18 protein-coding genes are annotated in these 22,295 nt (G+C 44.9%); 2 read left to right on the forward strand and 16 right to left on the reverse strand.

All coding sequences use genetic code 11. The features are described 5' to 3' along the window. Positions 1-7: 7 nt before the first annotated feature. The 11 genes from sigG to BLHYD_RS11955 form a co-directional block, all read right to left on the reverse strand. Positions 8-787 (reverse strand): RNA polymerase sporulation sigma factor SigG, encoded by a 780-nt coding sequence (gene sigG, locus BLHYD_RS11905; protein WP_005950869.1) that lies wholly within the window; start codon positions 785-787, stop codon positions 8-10. A 103-nt stretch (positions 788-890) separates the two neighbouring features. After that, the gene (pap, locus tag BLHYD_RS11910; protein ID WP_005950868.1) at positions 891-2,363 is read right to left on the reverse strand and encodes a polyphosphate:AMP phosphotransferase; all 1,473 of its coding nucleotides are present in this window, start codon (positions 2,361-2,363) and stop codon (positions 891-893) included. Positions 2,364-2,382: 19 nt separating this feature from the next. Then, a complete protein-coding gene (gene mnmM / locus BLHYD_RS11915) occupies positions 2,383-2,946 on the reverse strand; it encodes a tRNA 5-(aminomethyl)-2-thiouridylate-methyltransferase MnmM (protein WP_005950867.1) in 564 nt (187 codons plus the stop codon). A 24-nt stretch (positions 2,947-2,970) separates the two neighbouring features. Beyond that, entirely contained in the window at positions 2,971-3,894 is a 924-nt protein-coding gene (locus BLHYD_RS11920; protein ID WP_005950866.1) for a magnesium transporter CorA family protein, read from the reverse strand. Positions 3,895-4,022: 128 nt separating this feature from the next. Beyond that, positions 4,023-4,700 (reverse strand): RNA polymerase sporulation sigma factor SigE, encoded by a 678-nt coding sequence (gene sigE / locus BLHYD_RS11925; RefSeq protein ID WP_005950862.1) that lies wholly within the window; start codon positions 4,698-4,700, stop codon positions 4,023-4,025. A 79-nt stretch (positions 4,701-4,779) separates the two neighbouring features. Next, entirely contained in the window at positions 4,780-5,631 is an 852-nt protein-coding gene (locus BLHYD_RS11930) for a sigma-E processing peptidase SpoIIGA (protein ID WP_005950861.1), read from the reverse strand. Between the two features lie 185 nt (positions 5,632-5,816). Next, positions 5,817-6,596 (reverse strand): type I 3-dehydroquinate dehydratase, encoded by a 780-nt coding sequence (gene aroD / locus BLHYD_RS11935; RefSeq protein WP_005950860.1) that lies wholly within the window; start codon positions 6,594-6,596, stop codon positions 5,817-5,819. Between the two features lie 18 nt (positions 6,597-6,614). After that, positions 6,615-8,570 carry a threonine--tRNA ligase gene (gene thrS, locus BLHYD_RS11940; RefSeq protein ID WP_021844867.1) on the reverse strand — a complete coding sequence of 652 codons (1,956 nt, stop codon included), beginning with the start codon at positions 8,568-8,570 and terminating at the stop codon, positions 6,615-6,617. Positions 8,571-9,004: 434 nt separating this feature from the next. Further along, entirely contained in the window at positions 9,005-9,490 is a 486-nt protein-coding gene (locus BLHYD_RS11945) for a YdcF family protein (RefSeq protein ID WP_005950857.1), read from the reverse strand. After that, entirely contained in the window at positions 9,490-9,996 is a 507-nt protein-coding gene (locus BLHYD_RS11950) for an SEC-C metal-binding domain-containing protein (protein ID WP_005950856.1), read from the reverse strand. Before BLHYD_RS11950 ends, BLHYD_RS11945 begins: the two co-directional genes overlap by 1 nt. Before the next feature lie 328 nt (positions 9,997-10,324). Further along, complete coding sequence (locus tag BLHYD_RS11955; RefSeq protein WP_005950854.1) at positions 10,325-10,981, reverse strand: GntR family transcriptional regulator; 657 nt, start codon at positions 10,979-10,981, stop codon at positions 10,325-10,327. Between the two features lie 380 nt (positions 10,982-11,361). Between BLHYD_RS11955 and brnQ the strand changes: the two genes are divergently transcribed. Together brnQ and buk are read left to right on the forward strand one after the other, a co-directional pair. Beyond that, entirely contained in the window at positions 11,362-12,657 is a 1,296-nt protein-coding gene (gene brnQ, locus BLHYD_RS11960; RefSeq protein ID WP_005950853.1) for a branched-chain amino acid transport system II carrier protein, read from the forward strand. Positions 12,658-12,953: 296 nt separating this feature from the next. Beyond that, positions 12,954-14,057: a butyrate kinase gene (gene buk / locus BLHYD_RS11965; RefSeq protein ID WP_021845595.1), complete on the forward strand. Its 1,104-nt coding sequence runs from the start codon at positions 12,954-12,956 to the stop codon at positions 14,055-14,057. 189 nt (positions 14,058-14,246) lie between these two features. On the opposite strand, the gene BLHYD_RS11970 is transcribed toward buk, so the two are convergent. From BLHYD_RS11970 to BLHYD_RS11990, 5 genes are all read right to left on the reverse strand, one after another. After that, positions 14,247-15,116 carry a MurR/RpiR family transcriptional regulator gene (locus BLHYD_RS11970; RefSeq protein WP_021845594.1) on the reverse strand — a complete coding sequence of 290 codons (870 nt, stop codon included), beginning with the start codon at positions 15,114-15,116 and terminating at the stop codon, positions 14,247-14,249. A gap of 39 nt (positions 15,117-15,155) precedes the next feature. Then, positions 15,156-16,106: a 4-hydroxyphenylacetate decarboxylase activase gene (hpdA, locus tag BLHYD_RS11975; RefSeq protein ID WP_040350848.1), complete on the reverse strand. Its 951-nt coding sequence runs from the start codon at positions 16,104-16,106 to the stop codon at positions 15,156-15,158. 73 nt (positions 16,107-16,179) lie between these two features. Continuing rightward, positions 16,180-16,440 (reverse strand): 4-hydroxyphenylacetate decarboxylase small subunit, encoded by a 261-nt coding sequence (gene hpdC / locus BLHYD_RS11980; RefSeq protein WP_005950849.1) that lies wholly within the window; start codon positions 16,438-16,440, stop codon positions 16,180-16,182. A gap of 3 nt (positions 16,441-16,443) precedes the next feature. Then, the gene (hpdB, locus tag BLHYD_RS11985) at positions 16,444-19,167 is read right to left on the reverse strand and encodes a 4-hydroxyphenylacetate decarboxylase large subunit (RefSeq protein ID WP_021845592.1); all 2,724 of its coding nucleotides are present in this window, start codon (positions 19,165-19,167) and stop codon (positions 16,444-16,446) included. Between the two features lie 531 nt (positions 19,168-19,698). Next, entirely contained in the window at positions 19,699-22,287 is a 2,589-nt protein-coding gene (locus tag BLHYD_RS11990; protein WP_005950832.1) for a heavy metal translocating P-type ATPase, read from the reverse strand. Positions 22,288-22,295: the final 8 nt, after the last annotated feature.

Here is a 22,295-nt window from a genome sequence, read left to right on the forward strand (position 1 = left end):
CATTACTTTAACTGCGCAGATAAGTCCTCATAGTCTTCAAGGCATTTTTTTCCAATCTACTCACCTGAGCCTGAGAAATTCCAATTTCTCGTGCCACTTCCATTTGCGTCTTGCCTTCATAAAATCTCAAATCAATGATATGTTTCTCCCTTTCTCCCAGACGGTCCATCGCTTCTCTCAAGGAGAGCTCTTCCACCCAGTGCTCCTCTTTGTTCTTCTTGTCACTGATCTGGTCCATCACATACAGAGCATCTCCCCCTTCTGTGTACACCGGTTCAAACAGACTAACTGGATTTTGAATTGCATCCAAGGCGTAGACAATCATTTCTTTTTCAATTCCGATTTCCTTGGAAATCTCTTCAATTGTCGGTTCTTTCAGCTCTTCTTTGACGATCCGCTCCTTGGCATAAATGGCCTTATAGGCAATATCCCTCAAAGATCGGCTGACACGTATGGAATTGTTATCCCTTAAATACCGGCGAATCTCTCCAATAATCATAGGGACTGCATAGGTGGAAAATTTCACATCCAAGGTAGTATCAAAATTGTCAATCGCTTTAATCAGGCCGATACAGCCAATCTGAAAAAGGTCATCCGCATTTTCATTGCTATTGGAAAATCTTTTAATCACGCTCAGGACCAGCCTTAAGTTTCCCTTGATGTACTCCTCTCTTGCCTGCTGATCTCCCTGTTTAATTCTTCGAAATAGTTCCTCTTTCTCTTCATTGCTTAAAATGGGCAGCTTCGCCGTATTCACTCCGCATATCTCTACTTTATTCAATGCCATCGCAAGAATCCTCCTATCTCGTCTTCCTAATAAAATGATTCTCACAATAAAATAGAAATATACGATTCTCAGAAAAATATAAAAAATATAAGCCCTTGACTTTTTACTCTAGCACTCTCTCCAATTCCTCAATGACAATCTTAAGTGCCTGAATTCTCGCATACTTTTTATCCACAGATTCCAGGATATACCATGGCGCATACTGCGTACTGGTCTTTTCCAGCATCTCATTTACTGCATTCTCGTACGCATCCCATTTTTCCCGGTTTCTCCAGTCTTCCTCCGTAATCTTCCACCGTTTCTCTGGAGTATTCTGTCGAGCCTGAAACCGCTCCAGTTGCGTCTCTTTGTCAATCTGCACCCAGAATTTCAGGATCACTGCTCCCCAGTCGAAAAGCTCTCTCTCAAATTCATTGATTTCATTGTAGGCTCTCTGCCAGTCGTTCTCACTGCAAAACCCTTCCAGACGCTCTACCATCACTCTTCCATACCAGGTACGGTCAAAAATCGCGATATGCCCTGTCTTGGGTAATCTAGTCCAAAAGCGCCACAGATAGTGCCGCGCTTTTTCATGGGGTTCCGGGCTGGCAATCGGATGTACCTCAAACCCTCTAGGGTCTAAAGCCTCTGTAATCCTCTTGATATTTCCACCCTTTCCTGCCGCATCCCACCCCTCATAGCAGATCACCACAGGAACCTGCTTGCGGTACAGTCGGTTATGAAGAGCTCTCAGACGATCTTGAAGCGGCTTTAGCTGTCTGCGGTAATCGCTCTCGCTTAATACTTTTTTCCCCAATCCAACCTCGCTTAACTGAGGCATCTTTTTCAAGGAAAAGACATTCTGAGGTATCAAAACGGCACGTTTTCGATTTTCCATCGCGATCTCAATTCCACGACACAGCGCCTCTAATATCTGTAACTGTGCCCACTTTTCGCAAGACGCATCGACAAGATACCATGGAGACACAGGGGAATCCGCATCTCTTAGATAATTGTCAAAGATCTTCAGACACCTCTTATAATGTTTATTCTGCCAGACATCCTCTTCGCTGACACGCCACCTGGTATCCTTTTTTTCACTGAGTTTATCCATTCTCTTTTTTTGTTCTTCACGGCTGATGTGACAGAAAAATTTTATCACCAAATATCCATTATCCACCAGCTGGCGCTCAAACCTTTGGACACTCTCCACTTTCTTGGCATACTCTTTGGAATCCAACTCTTTTCTCGCTCTTCCCATGCAGATTTCATTCATCCATCCCGAATCCAGAAAAGTAAATTTTCCTGCTTCCGGTATCTGCACAAAATAACGGTGTAAAAATGGATACCTGTCCTCCTGATCTCCTATATTTTCCATCGTAGCCACCTTGAAAAAGCGCGGATCTATATTCTTTATAATTTTACCGATCAGGCTTCCTTTTCCTGCAGCACCCCAGCCTTCCATCAGCACCAGTACCGGAAGTCCATGTTCTTTCAGACACATCTGCTGTTTAGAAAGTCTCTCTTTTGCTGTTCTCAACCGAAGTTTTATCTCCTCCCGCTCCGGTTTTTGCGGCACAGCCCAATTCTCCAGCATATTCTTTCACCTCTTTCTCTCACAATCGTACAATCAATACTGGAATTGGCGGATGATTTGGACGATTATAGTACTCTGAGCATATCACCAGATACCTTTGGCTATCCAAAGTTCTCAGATACGCCAGCACACCATCCTTCTCTTCATACCCGCTGTCTCCTCCACTGTAAATGCAAAGACTCATCAACCCACCTTTCTTCAGCAGTCTCAATCCCTGCTCAATCGCCTCTATACTGCTCTCGGCTCTCGTCGCCTTACTGTGATCTCCCCCTGGCAGATAGCCCAGATTGAACACAATGCAGCTTACACTTCCCTCTTTCGCATACTCATCCATGTGAACATGAGATCTGCAGTATAGCTCATAGTTCTCCGGGACACCCGCCCGCCTCAGACGCTCTCTCGTCGCCTGAAGCGCACACTCCTGAATATCGAAAGCTAACACTTTGCCACCTTTCCCCGTCAGCTCACACAGTACCTGCGTGTCTTTTCCATTTCCCATGGTAGCATCAATACAGAGATCTCCCGGTCGAATCTGCTCTCTCCAAAAGTGATGACACCACTCCGTGATTTGATAATTTTTCATCCGTATCTCCTTGAATTCTAATCTCTAAAACCATTTTTTCTTCCAGAAATATAAAATTTCCAGTATCACCAATACCACTCCCACCAGAGCGGTAACCGGATACGCATATTTCCAAGCCAACTCCGGCATATGAATAAAGTTCATTCCATACCAGCCTGTAATCAAAGTCAGCGGCATAAAAATAGCAGTCACCACAGTAAGTAGCTGCATCACTTCATTTTGATGCACTTCATTTTGTGTCTGGTACATCTCACGTATTTGAAGCGCATAGTCCCTGAGATTTTTGACATGAGAAGACAGACGCGAAAGCCTCCCCGACAGCAATTGAAACAAAACCCGGTCTTCCTCGTCCAACAACCGATTATAGTTCTCAATCATCGTATCGCTCATATCCATCAATTGATTATAATAAGAATTTAGGCGAAGAAGTTCTCTGCGTACATGCAGAATCTTTCTGGAAATATCCGAATCCCGTCCTTTTCCCTGGGTCAGACATTCTTCTAAATCCGTGAGTCTCTCTTCATACTTTTGCAAAAAACGAATCTCATCATGAATCAAATATTCGATGAATGTAAACAAAAAGTGGTGTATTCCGGCAGACTCCCACACTTGATTCTGCTCCAGATAACAAAGAATCTTTAAAACATACTCCTCATCCCCCACAAAAGTAATTCTATACTTATCCAGATAAAAGCCAAAGCCCTCCGTACTGCCCAACAAGTCCTGCTTGGAAGGAATCACAAAAGTTCCTATCATGCAGTCTTTCAGCATATCCACCTTACAATACTGCAAAACTTCAAGGCTCTGCAGCAAACGGTAATCTGCCGCTTTTTCCTTGCGCGCTCTCCGATACTCCTCCACACTCAAAAGTTCTACCAAAAGTTCATCTTCCCGCAATTTATCCTCCGACTGCACGGGAATTAACTTCTCTTTTAGCCGATACCGCATCTTTCGTTCTCCTGTTCTCTCTCATAAGGTCGGGTAATCTGTTCTATTTTCATCATACCATGTTCCCCTGAAAAAATACAGGGGCATGAAAATTTTAACGGCCGCTTAGCGGCCGTCTGCAAACTGTCTCACTCATATTTTACAATCTCTTTTTTTAGTCTCTTCATAATTCTTTTTTCCAATCTGGAAATATAAGACTGGGAAATTCCCAGCAAATCAGCGACTTCCTTCTGAGTCTTTTCTTTCCCGTCCACAGAATGAAGTCCAAATCTCAACGTGACAATGGTCTGCTCCCTCGGGCTTAGCTTGCTGATCGCGTTTCCCAGCAGATCTCTCTCCACTTCGTCCTCGATTCCTCTAGAGATCACATCCTCATCTGTACCTAAAATATCCGAGAGCAAAAGCTCATTCCCATCCCAATCCACATTCAGAGGTTCATCTATAGACACCTCCATCTTCGTCTTGCTGTTCCTTCTCAGATACATCAAAATCTCATTTTCTATACACCGCGAGGCATAGGTCGCCAGTTTAATCTTTTTCACAGGATTAAACGTGTTGATCGCTTTGATTAAGCCAATAGTTCCGATAGAAATCAAATCCTCCACACCGACCCCGGTGTTATCAAACTTTTTCGCAATATACACCACGAGACGCAAATTATGTTCAATCAGCAGAGCCTTCGCCTCTTTTTCCTGTTCTGTGCCCAGCTTCTGTATCACTTTTTCTTCCTGCTGCGCATCCAGCGGTGCAGGCAGCACGTCAGCACCGCCAATATAATAAACTTCTCTGGTTCTCGGCCATACCATGCTGGAAAACCTGGAGAAAATGGAAACCGGATAGTAATTTGCTGCTAACCTTGTATTCATAGATGTGACCCCTCCTAATCTAATTTTTTATCAACTTAGAATTTATGATCATCTGATACTTTTTCCCCAAAGCAAATTCTTCCGTCGACACGGCAATCACCGGATTTGAAATATGAATTATCTCCCTGGGCGTATGTATGAATAAATTCTCCACAGTCACTGCCAATAAGATTCCCTTTCCGCTAATTCCGCAGTAAGGTAAAAAATGCGGGCGAAGTCTCGGCAGTTTTGTACTCTCTCGCTCCCCTGATGTTCTCTGCACGCACTCCAGCAGTTCTGTCAGTTCCGTTTCCAACAGCTGCTCCAAAGTACATCTATCTATCACACTGACTGGTTTTCTGTTCAGAGAATCCTCTAACTGATTCCCTGTGTCATAGAGTCCATAGAGAGAAATCTTGCGCCCTCCCTCCTCAAGAGTCACCGGATAGACATTCCTAATTCGTATCTGAAAATACTCATATCCTATGGAAATGCAAGTGAAGACCAGATAAGTCACCAGGGCAAAAATCAAAAAAGTCTTCAGGCCGATACCCCTGTCAGTAGACATAACTTCCCAAAAACCTCCACATAAAAACGCTGTAAGATACAGCGCTATCAATGCCCGCATAAGCATACTTCCTGTTTTTGCTCCACATCCTATTCGCACCATTCCCAGAGCCAACAACCCCTGAAACAAAATGGTACCTGGTAAATAGCCATCCATGGGCAACATTAAAAACACACAGGCTCCAAGAGCTCCCACAGCTGCCCCTAAAAGGCTTCGCAGAGGACTGATTTTCCAATCCAGCAATCTGCAAGTCAGGCGCAGCAAAATGTAGTCCATGACGAGATTCGTAACAAAAACCGCATCCAAATATATTTCATAATACACAAAAAACCCCCTACGACCTGTATGTCTCTCACTTTGGTAAGTGAGTACATTATAGGTGATAGGGGGTTCTAAATTTGTCAAAACTACAGTGCCGAGAGCAAAAAATTTTCGACACGTACCGACTTTATTTTTCTATCTTATGTCACTTTATAAACATTCTTTTTCGTCAGCAGAACATCAAAGACTCATGCAAAATTTTCATGATAAAACTTCAGTGCGCGGCGCACATCTTCAATTGCTTCCTGACCAGGAGCCGACTCACCTGTGACCGCTGCAAAAGTCATACAGGAGCCGAAGACTTCTCCCGAATATCGGCTCACTCTTCCCTTCTCTGACATGGAGATCGTCACCACCGGACGGCTGGTATACTCTTGTACCATCTCCCTAGTAGCTTTCAGTAAACTACATACATGGTCAAAATTCTCAGGCATCACAGCCAACTTTAATACATCTGCATTTGCTCCATCCATAGCTCTCATTCTTCGGACTAGCTCTTCTTTGCTGGGAGTAGAATGAAAATCATGATTGGAAGCAATGACTTTACAATCATGGCTGTGAATCGAATTTATCAGTTCTTTCATTCTCTTCTCATCGAGAAATAATTCCACGTCTATTAAGTCTGCCATACCTAATTTTGACACACTTTTCAGAATGTTTACATAATCTTCCGTCAAAATATCCCTTTTTCCGCCCTCTGCTGATGTGCGAATAGTGAAAATCAGCGGAATTTGTCCCAATTTGTCGCGGAGCACAGATAGACATTTCTCCACCTCTCCAAATTCCATGAGCTCTTCAAAGAAATCGGCCCTCCACTCAATCAAGTCCGGCTGCCTTTTTACAACTTCACCGACTTCTCTCAACAGGCTCTCCGTATTGTTTTGCGTCAGCGGAACACAGATTTTAGGGATACCTTCCCCTAGCACAGTCCTACGCAGTTTTAGCGGCTCTGTCAGTGATTGCAACATTTTTTCATCCTTTCTCTTCTAGTTCTCAACTTCAATCTTACGGATTTCTTTTGTGCGAATCTCCTCACAGATATGATCAATGAAGCTCTTCAGATCTTTCATTCCCTCATCGCCTAGATAACGGCTGCGCACAGATACTTTTTCTTCCTGCTCTTCTTTGGCTCCGACGACTAACATATAAGGTACTTTTTGCAGACGGCTCTCACGAATTTTATATCCGATCTTTTCTGAACGATCATCCACACTGCTACGAATGCCGTTTGCCTTCAGCTGTGCGTTTACCTGGTTCGCATAGTCCAGATACTTTTCAGAGATCGGCAGTACACGTACCTGTTCCGGGCACAGCCAAGTCGGGAATAGTCCCGCGTATTTTTCAATCAGCCATGCCAGAGTTCTCTCATAGCAGCCCATACTGGTCCGATGGATGATAAACGGCATCTTCTTCTCTCCGTTCTCATCAATATAGTACATATGGAACTGTTCTGCCAGTGCAAAATCCAGCTGAATCGTAATCATGGTGTCTTCTTTTCCATATACATTCTTAGCCTGAATATCCAGCTTTGGACCATAGAATGCTGCCTCACCGTCAGCCTCCACAAAGTCCAGCTCTAGCTCATTTAAAAGTTCTCTCATCTTATTTTGAGAGGTCTCCCAGTATTGAGCATCTCCGATATATTTTTCCGTATTATTCGGGTCCCATTTGGACAAACGATAGGTCACATCGTCTTGCAGTCCCAGAGTCGTAAGCACGAACTTCGCAAGCTGCACACACTTTTTAAACTCCTCGTCGATCTGATCTGGACGCGTGATCAAGTGCGCCTCCGTGATTGTAAACTGACGTACACGGGTAAGTCCATGCATTTCCCCGGAGTCCTCATTTCGAAACAAAGTAGAAGTCTCGCTGTAACGCAAAGGCAGCTCTCGGTAGCTGTGCTGGCTGGCCTTGTACACATAGTACTGGAATGGGCAGGTCATAGGCCGCAGAGCATAGACCTCTTTATCTTTCTCCTCATCCCCAAGTACAAACATTCCATCTTTGTAATGGTCCCAATGTCCAGAAATCTTATACAAGTCACTCTTTGCCATCAATGGAGTCTTCGTACGGATATATCCCCACTCATTATCCTCTAAATCCTCAATCCAACGCTGTAATTCCTTTAAAATAATGACTCCTTTTGGCATCAGCAAAGGCAACCCCTGACCAATCACATCTACCGTAGTAAACAGCTCCATCTCTCTTCCGAGCTTGTTGTGGTCACGCTTTTTTGCCTCCTCTAACTGCTCTAAATAAGCTTTTAATTCATCCTTTTTGCCAAAAGCAGTTCCATAGACTCTGGTCAGCATCTGTCTCTTCTCATCGCCTCTCCAATAAGCTCCTGAAGAGGAAAGCAGTTTAAATGCCTTGACTCCTTTGGTGCTCATCAGATGCGGGCCTGCACACAAATCTGTGAAGCCTCCCTGGGAGTAGAATGAAATCTCAGCATCCTCTGGAAGATCCTCGATCAATTCCACCTTGTAGGGCTCTTCTTTCTCTTTAAAATAGGCGATCGCCTCTTCTCTAGGCATTGTATACCGCTCGATTTTGGCCCCTTCTTTGACAATCTTCTTCATTTCCTGTTCAATTTTATCCAAGTCCTCCTGGGAAAATGGCTCGCACTCAAAGTCATAATAAAATCCCGTATCAATGGACGGTCCGATGGCCACTTTGGCGTGGGGATACAGCCTCTTTACCGCCTCCGCCAGTACATGGGAAGCTGTGTGTCTCAGGGCTGCCAAACCTTTCTCATCATTGGCAGTCAGTATATTTAAGGTGCAATCCTTGTTCAAAACAGTTCTCAAGTCCTTGATCTGCCCGTCCACCTCACCTGCACAGGCAGCTCTGGCCAGTCCTTCACTGATATCATAGGCGATTTCATAGATTGTTTTGTTGTCAGAATATTCTTTTACAGAACCATCTTTTAATGTGATAATCATAATCATCTTTCCTTTCTTTTCTTTATTTTTGTCAGATCTATCTGACATTGTTCTTTTGTTAGAAATGCCGCCAATGTCTGATCGTACGGAATATTTGTGTTACAAGAAAAAATTTCATGCATTAATGTGACAATTCTTTCCTGCAACACAAAAACCCGCCCCTTGCATAAACGCAAGGGACGGGCTCTCATATTCCCGCGGTTCCACCCTTATTGTCAGACAGGCAGAAAACTGCCCAGGCTCTAACCACTTTCTGATGATAACGGAATCACCGGGCCGGATTAGGGCCACTCAGAGCTGGTCTTCAGAAAGACTTCCATTAGGACACTTCCACCAAATATATCCCTCTCTGTAATCTCTGTCTATCCTACTCGTCTCTTCCACGCATTTCCTTTATTTTGTACCAATTATAACACTTGAACTCTCTTTGTCAACTACCAATTTCCCACAATCTTATCCTTAACAATCGCAAGAACTTCCCTGAAACTGTACCAAAGCAATTTCCAAGACGGATACGGAGCCGCAAGCCCCCAGATCTTCTCACAGCCTAACTTTCTGCCGATTGCAACGCTTCGAAAAATATGGAAATTATTTGTGACAATTCCAATTTTTTGTTTCCTGTCAGGAAGAAGCTCCAGAGAAAAACGCAGGTTCTCCGCCGTGCTGACAGAGCGCTCTTCTAGAAGCAATCGCTCTCTCTCAATCCCATGAGCAAGCAAATAATCAGCCATAGCCTTAGCCTCACTGATCTTTTCATCGACGCCCCGACCTCCGGACAATACTGCGAGAGTCCTAGGATTCTCCCGGAGATATTCCTCCGCTTTTTCAACCCGGAATCGCAGAGCCCTCGACAATCTCGTCCCATTGACATGCGCTCCTAGCACAATCAGATAATCCAAATTCTCTGGTACTTTTCTCATTATTTCCTTCCACAGCAAAACTTATATTTCTTGCCGCTTCCACACGGACATGGATCATTTCTTCCCACTTTGTGTCCTTTTACAATCGTTCCAGACCTCTTTTGCTCACGGTACAGCTCTTTCCTCTTGTCCTCATCAAAAATCTTATTCCACTGGGGCAGTTCATACAACCAATCTGCTTTCGCATCCACCATATTCTTGTAAAGCTTCTCCTTGTCAAACGCAAGGTTGACTACTGTATCTTCTTCCATAGTCTCAATGGGATTGGCTTCTTTCAGGCTGTCATTGATTCCATCCAGAAAGCCTACCATAGTCATCAAGTCCACCTGGAATTTATCTGCCAGCTCCTTGACTGTCCCAGCCACTACCTCATCTGGATTTGTGAGAAGCTTCTCATAAATTTCCTTCTCAGTATTAAAATACACCGCCCAGAATCTCTGAAGCTTTCCTCTGTCCGCTTTCTGGTCATAGGCCATATCTCTCCATTGTTCTAATAATGTACTCATATTCTTCTATACCATCCTTTAATTTTTCTCTTTTGGAATAAAGTAGGCAAGCCCACTTCAGCTCTCCTTTCCTCTCAATCCTTGAGGGGTGCGTCCTACTTTACGCGCCGCCGCATCACTGCTTTTCGGTGAATACCTTATCGCGGCGTGTACATTCTGCCCGGAAAGCTTTTCTTTACTAAGAAATCCAACGGATTTTCCTAGTAAAGAATAAAGTGGGCTAATCCTCTTCGACTTCCTCAACTTCTCATTCATTAAAAATTACCAGATATAGTATAGCTGAAAGTCCACATTTTTTCAACTCTTACTTCCTCTGAAAATCGTAATTTCACGAAAAATCCAATCTTTTTGCAAAATGCTTATAAAGAAGCAATTCTACTTTCTCATGATTCCTTTCCCTCACCGCCTGAAAAATCTCTTCATGCTCCTGGATATTTGCAATATAAGCTACCTTATTATGACTTTGCTCATAGGTACCTGCCAGAAAAAGCAGATCAAAAATGCTGTTGCACAGCTGATTCATCCGTTCATTCTGCAAAACGGTAACAAAACATCTATCAAAAGAAAATGCCTCATCTACAATGTCAAAGTCTGAGTACGCACTGGTAATCACTCTTTGTTTATTCAACTGCTCTTCCATAGCCTCCAACAATTGAGGAATCTTCTTTTTCATAATGCACATACGATATCCGCCAAGAAGTAGTCCCACAAACGCGTCCGTCAACTCATTGAAGGACTCCTGTGTGAACTGTTTCATCTTAAATCCCGAATTAGGAGTAATTTCAACCAGTCCATGCTCTTCTAACATACTCAATGCTTCCCGAATCGGTGTATTGCTGATCTGTAATTCTTCTGTCAAACTTGCAATGCTGATTTTCTCTCCCGGTATATAAGACTGATTCAAAATCTTCTTACGAATAATTTCATAAGCCTGATTTTTCATCGTATTTTTCTTGATTTTTCTCATAGTTACACCTGCCTTCATATTTATCCACCTAAGAGTGATTTCATTTTATCACACAATGTGTCCATCGTGCATTGTTATTTATCACAACTTTTTCGATTCAGCACAATTACTATAATAGCACTCTAATTTTTGTTATTAAGTACAAAAATCATTAAATTTCCTGAATTTTATTGACAAATTTGCATAAAATAGCATAGAATACATATATAGATCGTGCACGAAACACAAAACGTATCTGTAACTTAAGTTCCACAACCTTAAGTTACAAACATTATTTTTTCTGCACGCAGGTGTGGAAAGAGGTGAAGGGAAAGGAGATTCAAATATGGGGAAAGCAGAAAACAATCAAGGCTTTAGTTCTGCATACCATCACAGCAAGGAAGGAGTGAGGTGACATTATGAAAAATAAAAAAACAAGACATATCATTGCCATGGGCTTCACCATGTTTGCCGCCTGGTTTGGCGCGGGGAACCTGATCTTTCCCCCTTATCTGGGCAATATGGCCGGGAACCAATGGCTGATTGGGTTCATCGGATTCTTCGTCATGGATGTGGGGCTTGCTCTATTGAGTGCTTTAATGGCGATCGGAAACAGGCGCGGCAATGTGTCGGGCATCGTGGAGAAGATAGGTCGGATCCCCGGCATCGTGATGGTCAGTTTGATCATGATCTGTATTGGGCCTGGCCTGGCGATTCCAAGATGTGCTGCCACCACGTATGAAATTGGCATACTTCCACTGTTCGGCGAGATAAACACGTGGATTTTCGGAGCAATCTTCTTCGCGATCGTACTGGTTCTGACCATACGTCCGGCCAAGATCGTGGATATTGTAGGAAACTTTTTGACACCGATTTTGCTGGTCGTGATGATAGTCCTTATCGTTGTGGGTATTGTAAACCCGATCAGCTCCATGGGAGATCCGGTAGAAGGCCTTGTACCGTTAAAGGAAGGGCTTTTGCAAGGATATCAGACGATGGACGGCTTAGGAGGCTTTATTCCTACGTTCGCCCTGGTCTGTGCGGCTGCGGCCTACGGCTATACGGATAAGAAAGAGACCACCAAGCTGCTTCGACATTCCAGCATTTTGGGCGCCATTCTCCTGGGACTGGTGTACGGCGGCCTGACGCTCTTGGGCGCGACCACATCCGGAGCGGCGGAATACTCTGGCCTGGAGCAAGCTCCTCTTCTGATTTTAATCACGAAAACCCTGTTGGGCACTGTGGGGCAGACTCTGTTGTCCATCACCGTGCTAATGGCCTGTCTGACTACGGCGATCGCGCTGACTGGAGCCGGAGCTGATCACTTCACCAAGTTGTTCAAGGGGAAGGTAAAGCAGGAGTATATCGTGATCGTGATTGTAGGGTTCAGCTACATAGTTTCCAATATCGGCCTGACCAACATCATCAACGTCTCCGCACCGATCCTGAGCGTGCTGTACCCGCCGATGATTGTCCTAGTTGTCATGACGGTCTTCGACGATATGCTCAAGAACAAGCACGTGGCCGGCTTTGGCGCATATGCGGCGCTGGCCTACAGTATCCTGGAAGTCTTCGTGCTCACGCCGGAGATGGTCGCGGCGGTTCCGCTTGGTACGCTGGGATTGGGTTGGATTGTACCGGCTATCGTCGGCTGCGTGATCGGCTTCTTTGTCAAAGATCCTCACTGGGATGATCCAGTGTCGGAGGAGGCGTAGGCTTGCTGTGAGGAGTCCGTGACTGTGATACAATGTCGGCGTGACCGAATGGAAAGAGAGGTATCTTTTTGGCAGGGTACCATTACAATACCTGACATTCAGAATAACGACAAAAAAGTAGTGCTAAACCACAGTTAAAACCTGTGGTTTAGCATGTTTTTGTATGTTTTTAACAATTTTTTCTTTGCTTTAATGCTTTAAATTGTACAATTTTTATATATTTTTATTGATTTCTTGTCAAGATATGTTAAAATAGAGATATAGAATAAGTACACGGAATGGAAAGGAGATTACCTATGTCACAGCCCTATTATATCCTGGCAATCAATCCAGGTTCCACCTCTACTAAAATTGCTGTCTATGAAAATGAAAAAGAACTGTTCCACAGCTCTTTGGATCATACCTCGGAAGAGTTGGCCAAATGCCATTCTCAGAAAGACCAATTTTTCATGCGCAAAGAGATCGTTTTAAATGAATTGAAGAAACAGAATTTTGCCCTGGAAAAACTCTCTGCTGTGGTCGGACGGGGCGGACAGCTTTCTCCGCTGAAAGCCGGAGGCTACTATGTAAATGAAGCTATGAAACGCCGCATTATCCAGGGACCAATCATTGCCCACGCATCTAACCTGGGAGCCCTTCTGGCTGCTGCCGTGGCTGACCCCTTACATATTCCTGCTTTTATCTATGACGCAGTCGGTTCTGATGAGATGCTTCCCGTGGCTAAGATCACAGGCATCGCCGGCCTGAAAAGGGAAAGTTTCTGCCATGTGCTGAATACAAAGGCTATGGCCCGCAAGGCAGCATCGGAGAAAGGCAAAACCTATCAAGATATGAATTTCGTAATCGCTCATCTGGGCGGCGGAATCTCTGTCAGCGCACATAAACAGGGACGTATCATCGACGTTATCACCGACGATGGAGGCCCATTCTCACCGGAACGTTCCGGTTCCGTGCCGATTCTGTACATTGTAGATATGTGCTACAGCGGACAGTACAGCAAGGCTGAACTGAAGAAAAAATTAAGAGGTATGGGTGGATTAAAAGCCCTCCTGGGAACCTTTGACTGCCGTGAAATTGAGAAAAGGATTGCCGACGGTGATGAGGAGGCAAAACTCGCCTACGACGCAGAGGCCTATCAAATTGCCAAAGGAATCGGTGAAATGGCAACCACCATGGACGGAAAGATTGATGAGATTATTCTCACCGGTGGCATTGCCAATTCCAAAATGCTCACAGGCATGATTGAAGAACATGTGAAGTTTATCGCCCCGGTTCATGTGATGCCTGGCGAAAACGAGCTGGAATCCCTCTCTCTTGGAGCCCTTCGTATTCTCCGCGGTGAAGAGACTGCCCACACATACGAAGATCCCGCTCCTGCAAAAGAGGATTTATACGTATAAAAAAGGGATCTTTTTACATCCCTACCATATGAAAGAAGCCCCGCAGCCTGTCCGACTGCGGGGCTTCCCTACTCAAGGGGAGGATAAGTATTCTACTTTTCTTTCGTAATTGTTCATCGAAGGGGGTTCAATGAACAATTATAGTATTACCTTCTCCCCATCTCTTATTCCTATTTCCATAAATTTTTTCTAATTTTTCGGCAAATTTAAAAACAGTCCCTTTTCCTTCCACTCATTGCGTATCTGCGCAAACCTGGAAAACAGGTATTCTGGTTCAAAGGTATCCGCAAGACGGTTCGCTAAGATCGTAACCATGGCCATTGTCGCCACATGGGAATAGTCAAACACAGAGCCACTGACAGACACAGTGAGAGAATAATCACTAAGCCTGGTCAGTCGATTGGCCTTCGTGTCTGTGATACTGATGATCGGAGTTTTTCCCTGATGTATATACTCACAAGCCTCATAAATCTCCTTCAATATGCCTTGAAAACTAAATGCAATCACTACATCCTCCGGTTTTGGTCGAATGTATTCAATCTTTTTGGACAATCCCAAATCAAACACACATTGATATGGAATATTCAAGCGGTCCAGATAGTGAGCCAAAGTTCTCGCCGGACTCTCAGACGCAAACATCGCCAGTATATAGACCTTCTTGGCTTTGTGTACAGCATTTGCAACCGCATCAATCGTCTCGGCTGAATTATTCTGCTCAATGGCTGCCAGGTTCTCGATATCCTGGGCAATAAACGCATGGATGGAGCTGTTCTTACTGCCTTCCTCTGAGAGATACTTCTGAAAAATATCGTACGGAGTCACCTCCTGACGATAAATCTCCTGCAACTCCAATTTGAACTCATTAAAACTTTGATATCCCAATTTTTGAATCAGGCGTGTCACCAATGAAGCAGAAACCCCGCAAAACGCTGCCAATTGGGCTCCGTTAAAAAACGCCGCTTTGCTGATGTCATTCATCACCATCTCTACAATCTTTTCCTCAGTACGGGTCAGTTTCGTCTGCTCCACCCGCTCTGCTAATGTCATGTTCTGGTTCAATGTCTTATCCTCTCTCTTTCGCTCAGCACTGTTTGACTATTAATATAACACATCATCTCCGACATAACAAGCAATACGGTGATCTAGATAAAAATCCTGAAGTCTTTCCATCACCTCGTCTTCTGTAGGCGAATACTCTGCATAGGGATATTCCATCCCTAACTGTTCCCATTTCGATGTCCCCAGCCGATGAAAGGGGAGGAGATTGATCTCGAACAAGCCCAGCCGCTTCATAAAGGCAATCGTAGCCTCGGCATTTTCTAGTGTATCATTGTATCCTTCGATTACAGGCATTCTCAGAACCAGACGGCCTTTCCACGAATTCCTTACCAGCGCTTCTATATTGGACAAAATTCTCTCATTCCCAATTCCTGTCTTCTCCCTGTGTTTCTGAGAATCCATATGCTTCACATCGATAAACGCAAAATCTATGAGCTCCATAATTTTCAAAAAAGTCTCCGTATCCACACTGGCCGTAGTCTCAATAGAAGTGTTCATCCCTTCTTCCTTACATTTTAAAAGCACCTCATACAAAAACTCTTTTTGAACCATCGGTTCGCCGCCTGAAAAACCAGGTCCTCCCTTTTCATCCCAGTATTCCCGGTCTCTGCGCAGAATTCTCATGATTTCTCCCACACTCCTGTATTTTCCAGATATTCTGGCTGCTTCGTAGGCGCATGCATTTGCGCAATCAAAGGTATCACAGTTCTCACAGACGGAGCGGTCAAACTCTAGGGGACTCTCCGGATGATTCGTCTCTTTGACTCCCCCTCTTTTGCAAGCTGTCAGACACCTTCTACAGTGACTCTTCTCATATCTACATTTTTGTCTGCTGAACAGCAGCTGCTGTTTTCTCTTCATTCCCTCCGGATTCGCACACCATTCACAATGCAGAGGACATCCCGATAAAAATACTTGTGTACGGCAACCAGGGCCATCATGCACAGAAAACCCCTGAATGTCAAATACTAACCCTTTACACTCCTCCATACTTTTCACCCTCTCCTGTAACAAAGAGGAGACTGTCCACACAGCCTCCTCTTCCTCCTTTACTTGTCTTCCATTACGCTTTTTGATATCCTTCACAGTTGACAGCATCTCTCTCTGCCAGAGCCCAATAGGCGTGGTCTTCCAGACCATTGCAGGTACCAATTCCATCTGCATCCGGGTTCAGAAAGTGCGCACAGTTTTTACATTTCGCTCTCTGTGCAAAACACTCGCAAGCCTCACCGTCAAAAGGAACCAATCCGCCATGTTTGATACAATATCCCTTTGCCACATCAAAATATTCAAAATTTGCACAATTATTATGTTTGTTTGCCATATCTTATACCCCCTCATACTCTGTCCGGGCGACAACCTCATCCTGGATCGGTTTTCCAATCTCCACCCAGTACTGTGTAAAGCCCGCCACACGAACCATCAGATCTCTGTAATTCTCAGGATTTGCCTGTGCCTTCTTTAACAGATTGCTGTCTACCACATTAAACTGAATATGGAAACCACCTTTCTTCATATAAGCCACTGCCAAATCCTCCAGTCTCTTCGTCCCAGCCTCACCTTTAACCGCAGTCGGATGAAGCTTCAGATTCATCTGAGAATTCTGAGACTCACTGTGATCCCATACAGTCGCAGAGTTAAACAGAGCGTATGGACCACCTTTATCTGTCCCTGGATATGCAGACATAGACGCGTCAGCAAACGTAGTTCCTTCCAGACGTCCATCTGCTGTGGCCGAGCATCCCTGTCCTAGCAGTCCCTGTGTGGATACCGAAATCTGACACGCATACATAGGAAGCCCAAAGGTAGACTCGAAGCTTCGGCAAGTTGGACACAACCATTCTTCGTACTGCTTCAAAATCGCCTCACAGTATCCCTCGTCATTTCCATATTTCGGTGCCAACAGACAATCGGAATGAATCTCATCGTACTGTTCCATATTGTCTTTTTTAATCTGCTCTCCCATGGAGTAATTGTTTGACTCCGCCGGGGTATAGAAACCAAAGTTGTGACGCAGAGCATCTTTCATCTCATCCAAAGTATACTTCTTTTCCTCATACACCAGCTTCTTCAGAGCTGCCAGAGAGTTAACCATATTAATGGTACCAGAAGTCTCAATATTATAGGTCGCATTGTAGCGGTACCCCATATTTGCATGTTCATATCCTGTCACCAGACAGTCTGGCTTCAATGTACTTTGCAGAAGCGGAATATTGATTTTCCTATGTATATCATGCTGAATATTACAGCAACGCAGCAAAGTGTTGATACAATACTTATAGTACTCGCAGAAAGTCTCCCAAAGCTCTTCATAGGTATCCAACTTCTTGTTGTGCGGAGGGAACAACTGCAAGTCGTATTTATAATCGTAGCCGTTGTCCAAAACAAGACTTAGAATCTTCGGATTCGAAATAAAGTGAACACCAATGGAAGTAGAGTTGCCGGCTCCCCCAGGAATCTCGTATTTCTTTCCATTCAAGGTGAGCTCTTTCCAGCAGCAAGGAGAAGTCTCAAGACATCCTCCGATCGCAATCGCACGTGCCTCTTCTTCCGTCATTCCTTCTGGTCCGTACTGTTTCATCAGGAACTTGATTCCTACCTGGTTATTCATCCAAGCTGGATATCCGGTACCTGTCTTGACAACCTCCGCTGCTTTCAGCACGAAATCTTCCGGAAGTTTCTCATCCCACAGAATAGACAACGTAGGTTGAGGAGACTGCAAAGTCTCAGCCGCATGGAGAATCAGCCACTCTAGGCGGTTACATGCCGGTTTCCCATCTCTTGTCAGACCTCCTACCGTCAGGTTGTTAAAGGTATTTCCTGAGAGCACACTGGTAGAGCTTCCACTCACGAACAAATCCATGCAGGTGAATTTCACACGCATACACTCCAGAAGCTCCAGAACCTCCTTATCATTGGTGCGCCCTGCTGCGATATCCTGCTCATACCACGGATACAGCACCTGCCCTAATCTTCCCGGAGATACTCCGGAGGCCACTTCCTCATTTACAAGCGCAATGTGTGTCAGGTATGTCAACTGCGCAGCCTCCACAAAGGTTCTCGGCTGCTTGTGAGCAATCCACTGACAACGCTCAGCAATCGCCTCAAACTCTGCCCTTTGCTTTTCATCTGGAGTGATGTTCATTAAACGACGGGCCTCTTTCGCGTAGTTCTCAATCCAAGTCTGGATACCCTTCACTAGAATAATCACAGATTCATAATAATACAGACGATCCATGCCCCTTAAGCCATCTCCACCTGCATGCCCTGCGACTTCATCTGCACGCTGCTCACAGTAATCCACAATCTTATCCCAGCCCCAAGCCAAAGGATAATAATAATTCACAACCTCACGACCTACTGGAATTGTATAGGCAGAATCCGGACGCGCTGTTAAGGTACGTCCGATATCGTTCTTTGTCTTAAACTCCGGCACACGAGCACTGTACTTCTCACCCAGATCAAACACGGTCTTTCCTTCCCAGTAATCGGTAATTCTGTTTAATCCAGCTACTTCCTCTACACGCACACCGAACTTACCTGCCAGAGAGATAATCCCCGGCATATCTTTGGTGACGTTTCCTCCGCCCTCACCCAAGACTGCCTGTTTGTCTGCCTCCCTCTGCGCATTTCCCTTTGCCTTATCGCTGAACTGGTCTTTCTGTGCTGCAAAAAACGATTGATTCAGCCATGGCATTGGATAGGAGCCTCTCATATAATTGGCTTTTCCTCCCACCAGAATCTCTCCCGGGTAGATACTGGTCGTCACATGTTTGAACGCATTGGCCAACGCATGCGCACGGCGGACGATCTGAATCTCGCCTTCCATCTCATCATATTTTCTGGTATACCAATAAGTCCACTCCGTGGATGTAGAAGCCAATGTTTGATAGTATAAATCCATCAATTTCTTCGCACGACTTGTGGGCTCATACGGCAACTGCTCACGCTCAGTGACTTCGTCAGAATTACTGCTTCCGCCATATTTTTGATTCAAGCCGAGACCTTTTTCTTCCAGAATCTCAGCCAGTTTCTTGTTATGTTTCGTCATAAACCCTTCTCCTTTCCTATTCGAAACTCAACCTTTTCATTACTTAGCACGGCACACACCCTATTAATACCGTTCTATAAACATCCTTCCAAGTTCAACTTTTGTGCCATTGATATTCTATTACTATTATATAAACGAAATTCCATTTTGTCAATTAATATTTACTACTCATTATTTACATCAATTTTTGTTTACATTTTACAATTTCAATCTGCCAAGTCGTTCCCTACACGCAAGAGATACGAACAAAATAGATAAACTCATTCAGCTCCCCCTTCCCCTCAATCTTTGAGTGGTACGTCCCATTTTGCGTGCCGCCGCCATATCGCTATGCGGTGAACTACTTTATTACGTCGTGTACATCCTTAGCGGAGCGTCCTTGTTCTAAGGAAAAGCTTTCTCGCATTAGCATGACAAGATCTTCTCTAGAACATAAAAAACCCGGCAAGGAAATGCTCAATTTCCCGCCGGGCTGGCCGCAGTACCATGTCGGATAAAGGAAAAAATCCCCATCCGCTTACTCTTCCTTCTTTATTTTTCCTCGATGCTGACAACCTCATAGCCTGCATCCACAACAGCCTTTCTTAAGGCTTCCTTATCCACGCTTTGGTCTGCCGTAACATATGCAGCCTGATCTTCCAGGCTCACTTCTGCTTTTACACCTTCCAAGTCATTTAATGCCTTAGATACATGTGCTTGGCAGTGCTGGCACATCATTCCTTCAATTTTCATTGTTATCATAGGTTCGTCCTCCTTTTCTTGATTCCCTTGATTTATCTGACCGCCACCTGGCGTATCATCCATAGTCGCAGCGGAAACCGTTTCCTGCGTTTCTTGTCCGCTCTTTCCCAGCGGCTGAAACCACTTCAGCCTCAGCGCATTGGACACTACGAAAATACTGCTCATACTCATAGCTGCTGCTCCGATCATCGGATTCAGCTTCAGCCCCAGCAGGGGATAAAAAATCCCTGCTGCGATTGGGATCCCCAAAGTGTTATAGAAAAATGCCCAAAACAGGTTTTGTTTGATGTTGCGAATCACTGCCTTGCTGAGACGAATCGCCGTGACTGCATCTTTCAAGTCATTTTTCATCAAAACCACGTCCGCACTCTCAATCGCCACATCCGTCCCAGCTCCAATGGCCATCCCCACATCCGCTCTCGCGAGGGCAGGTGCGTCATTGACACCGTCTCCAATCATGGCCACTACCTTGCCTGCCTCTTGCAGCTCGCTGATTTTGCGCTCCTTATCCTGAGGCAAAACCTCGGCAATCACCGTATCAATATCCAGCTGCCTACGGATAGCCTCCGCAGTCCTGCGGTTATCTCCTGTAAGCATCACCACTTCAATTCCCAGGTCCTTCAGCTCTTTGATCGCTTCTTTGCTGGTAGGCTTTACCACATCTGCTACGGCGATCACACCTAAAACCTGTGTCTCCTCTGCAAAAATCAACGGTGTTTTTCCCTCATCTGCCATGACTTCTAAAAGTTTCAGACAGTTGTCCAAAGAAATTTCTTTTTCTCTCATCAGCCTTTCGTTACCCGCATAATAACGCCTACCGTTGACCGATACCTCCAAACCCTTGCCTGGAATAGAATTAAAGTTGTCCACCTGTACAGGGGAGATTCCCTCTTTCTTGGCATAGTCCAAGATCGCTTCTGCCAGAGGATGTTCACTTTTTACTTCCATTCCGGCTGCCAAAGCCAGGAATTCTTTTTTCGTCCATCCTTCCGTGTGAATGTCTGTGACCACCGGTCTGCCCTGGGTAATGGTCCCTGTCTTATCCAAGACCACGCTTTGCAGGTTGTGTGCAGTCTCCAAGGCTTCTCCAGACTTAATCAAAATTCCCTGCTCCGCCCCTTTTCCAGTTCCCACCATAATCGCAACCGGTGTAGCCAGTCCCAGCGCGCAGGGACACGAAATCACAAGAACACTGATCGCACAGGATAAAGCAAACTCAAAGGTGGAACCACTTAACAGCCATACTACCGCTGTCACAAGAGCAATTACCATCACTACTGGAACGAAAACACCTGCAATTTTATCCGCAATCTTAGCGATAGGCGCTTTGCTGGAGCTTGCCTCCTCCACCAGGCGAATAATCTGAGAAAAAGTCGTGTCATCTCCCACCCGGGTAGCCTTGAATTTCACAAATCCTGTCTTGTTCATCGTGGCTGCTATGACCGTATCTCCTTCCTGTTTATGCACAGGAATACTCTCACCGGTGATCGCTGCCTCGTCGATACTGGTACTTCCTTCCAATATAAAGCCGTCCACAGGGACATTCTGTCCCGGCCTTACGATCACCACATCCCCGGCCACCACCTGTTCCACAGGAATCTCCTGCTCTCTTCCGTCTCTTTCTACTACCGCAGTCTTCGGAGCCAAATCCATCAGCTTGGTAATCGCCTCGCTGGTTTTCCCCTTTGAACGGGTTTCCAAATATTTTCCCACCGTAATCAAAGCCAGAATCATAGCTGCCGACTCAAAATATAAGTCATGATAATAAAGATGCACTACTTCCATATTGCCGCTTCCAAGCCCATAACTCATCCGGTAAATCGCGAAAATCCCATATACCAAAGATGCCGTGGACCCTATGGCAATCAGGCTGTCCATATTAGGAGCCAAATGCGCTAAAGTCTGGAATCCTTTGATATAATATTTACGATTTACATAGATAATCGGAAGACAAAGCAATAATTGAGTAAAAGCAAAGCTGACCGCATTTTCTATCCCTGTCAAAAATCCTGGCAACGGAAGTCCCACCATATGTCCCATGGATACATACATCAGCGGAACCAGAAATACAAAAGATACGATCAGACGAAATTTCATATTCTGTATCTGTTTCTCCATGGGATTTTCCATCACTTTCGCCTTTCCCGCCGCAACAGTCTGCACATGTTCCTGCTTAGGGCTGGCCCCATACCCAGCTTTTACCACCGCGTCAATAATCTGACTTTCACTTAAAACTGTATCATTATATTCAACCTGCATACTGTTGGTCAATAAGTTTACGCTTACATTCTCAATTCCTTCCAACTTGGATACACACTTCTCCACCCTGGAAGAGCAAGCTGAACAAGTCATTCCGGTCACGTCAAATTTTTCTTTCATTCCGCACC

The sequence above is a fragment of the Blautia hydrogenotrophica DSM 10507 genome, from assembly GCF_034356035.1.
Taxonomy (GTDB): Bacteria; Bacillota; Clostridia; order Lachnospirales; family Lachnospiraceae; genus Blautia_A; species Blautia_A hydrogenotrophica.

Coding starts and splice junctions, on each gene's coding strand:
- sigG (WP_005950869.1), bottom strand. CDS start 787: ATGGCATTGAATAAAGTAGAGATATGCGGAGTGAATACGGCGAAGCTG.
- pap (WP_005950868.1), bottom strand. CDS start 2,363: ATGCTGGAGAATTGGGCTGTGCCGCAAAAACCGGAGCGGGAGGAGATA.
- mnmM (WP_005950867.1), bottom strand. CDS start 2,946: ATGAAAAATTATCAAATCACGGAGTGGTGTCATCACTTTTGGAGAGAG.
- BLHYD_RS11920 (WP_005950866.1), bottom strand. CDS start 3,894: ATGCGGTATCGGCTAAAAGAGAAGTTAATTCCCGTGCAGTCGGAGGAT.
- sigE (WP_005950862.1), bottom strand. CDS start 4,700: ATGGTATGGCCGAGAACCAGAGAAGTTTATTATATTGGCGGTGCTGAC.
- aroD (WP_005950860.1), bottom strand. CDS start 6,596: ATGTTGCAATCACTGACAGAGCCGCTAAAACTGCGTAGGACTGTGCTA.
- thrS (WP_021844867.1), bottom strand. CDS start 8,570: ATGATTATCACATTAAAAGATGGTTCTGTAAAAGAATATTCTGACAAC.
- BLHYD_RS11945 (WP_005950857.1), bottom strand. CDS start 9,490: ATGAGAAAAGTACCAGAGAATTTGGATTATCTGATTGTGCTAGGAGCG.
- BLHYD_RS11950 (WP_005950856.1), bottom strand. CDS start 9,996: ATGAGTACATTATTAGAACAATGGAGAGATATGGCCTATGACCAGAAA.
- BLHYD_RS11955 (WP_005950854.1), bottom strand. CDS start 10,981: ATGAAGGCAGGTGTAACTATGAGAAAAATCAAGAAAAATACGATGAAA.
- brnQ (WP_005950853.1), top strand. CDS start 11,362: ATGAAAAATAAAAAAACAAGACATATCATTGCCATGGGCTTCACCATG.
- buk (WP_021845595.1), top strand. CDS start 12,954: ATGTCACAGCCCTATTATATCCTGGCAATCAATCCAGGTTCCACCTCT.
- hpdA (WP_040350848.1), bottom strand. CDS start 16,106: ATGGAGGAGTGTAAAGGGTTAGTATTTGACATTCAGGGGTTTTCTGTG.
- hpdC (WP_005950849.1), bottom strand. CDS start 16,440: ATGGCAAACAAACATAATAATTGTGCAAATTTTGAATATTTTGATGTG.
- hpdB (WP_021845592.1), bottom strand. CDS start 19,167: ATGACGAAACATAACAAGAAACTGGCTGAGATTCTGGAAGAAAAAGGT.
- BLHYD_RS11990 (WP_005950832.1), bottom strand. CDS start 22,287: ATGAAAGAAAAATTTGACGTGACCGGAATGACTTGTTCAGCTTGCTCT.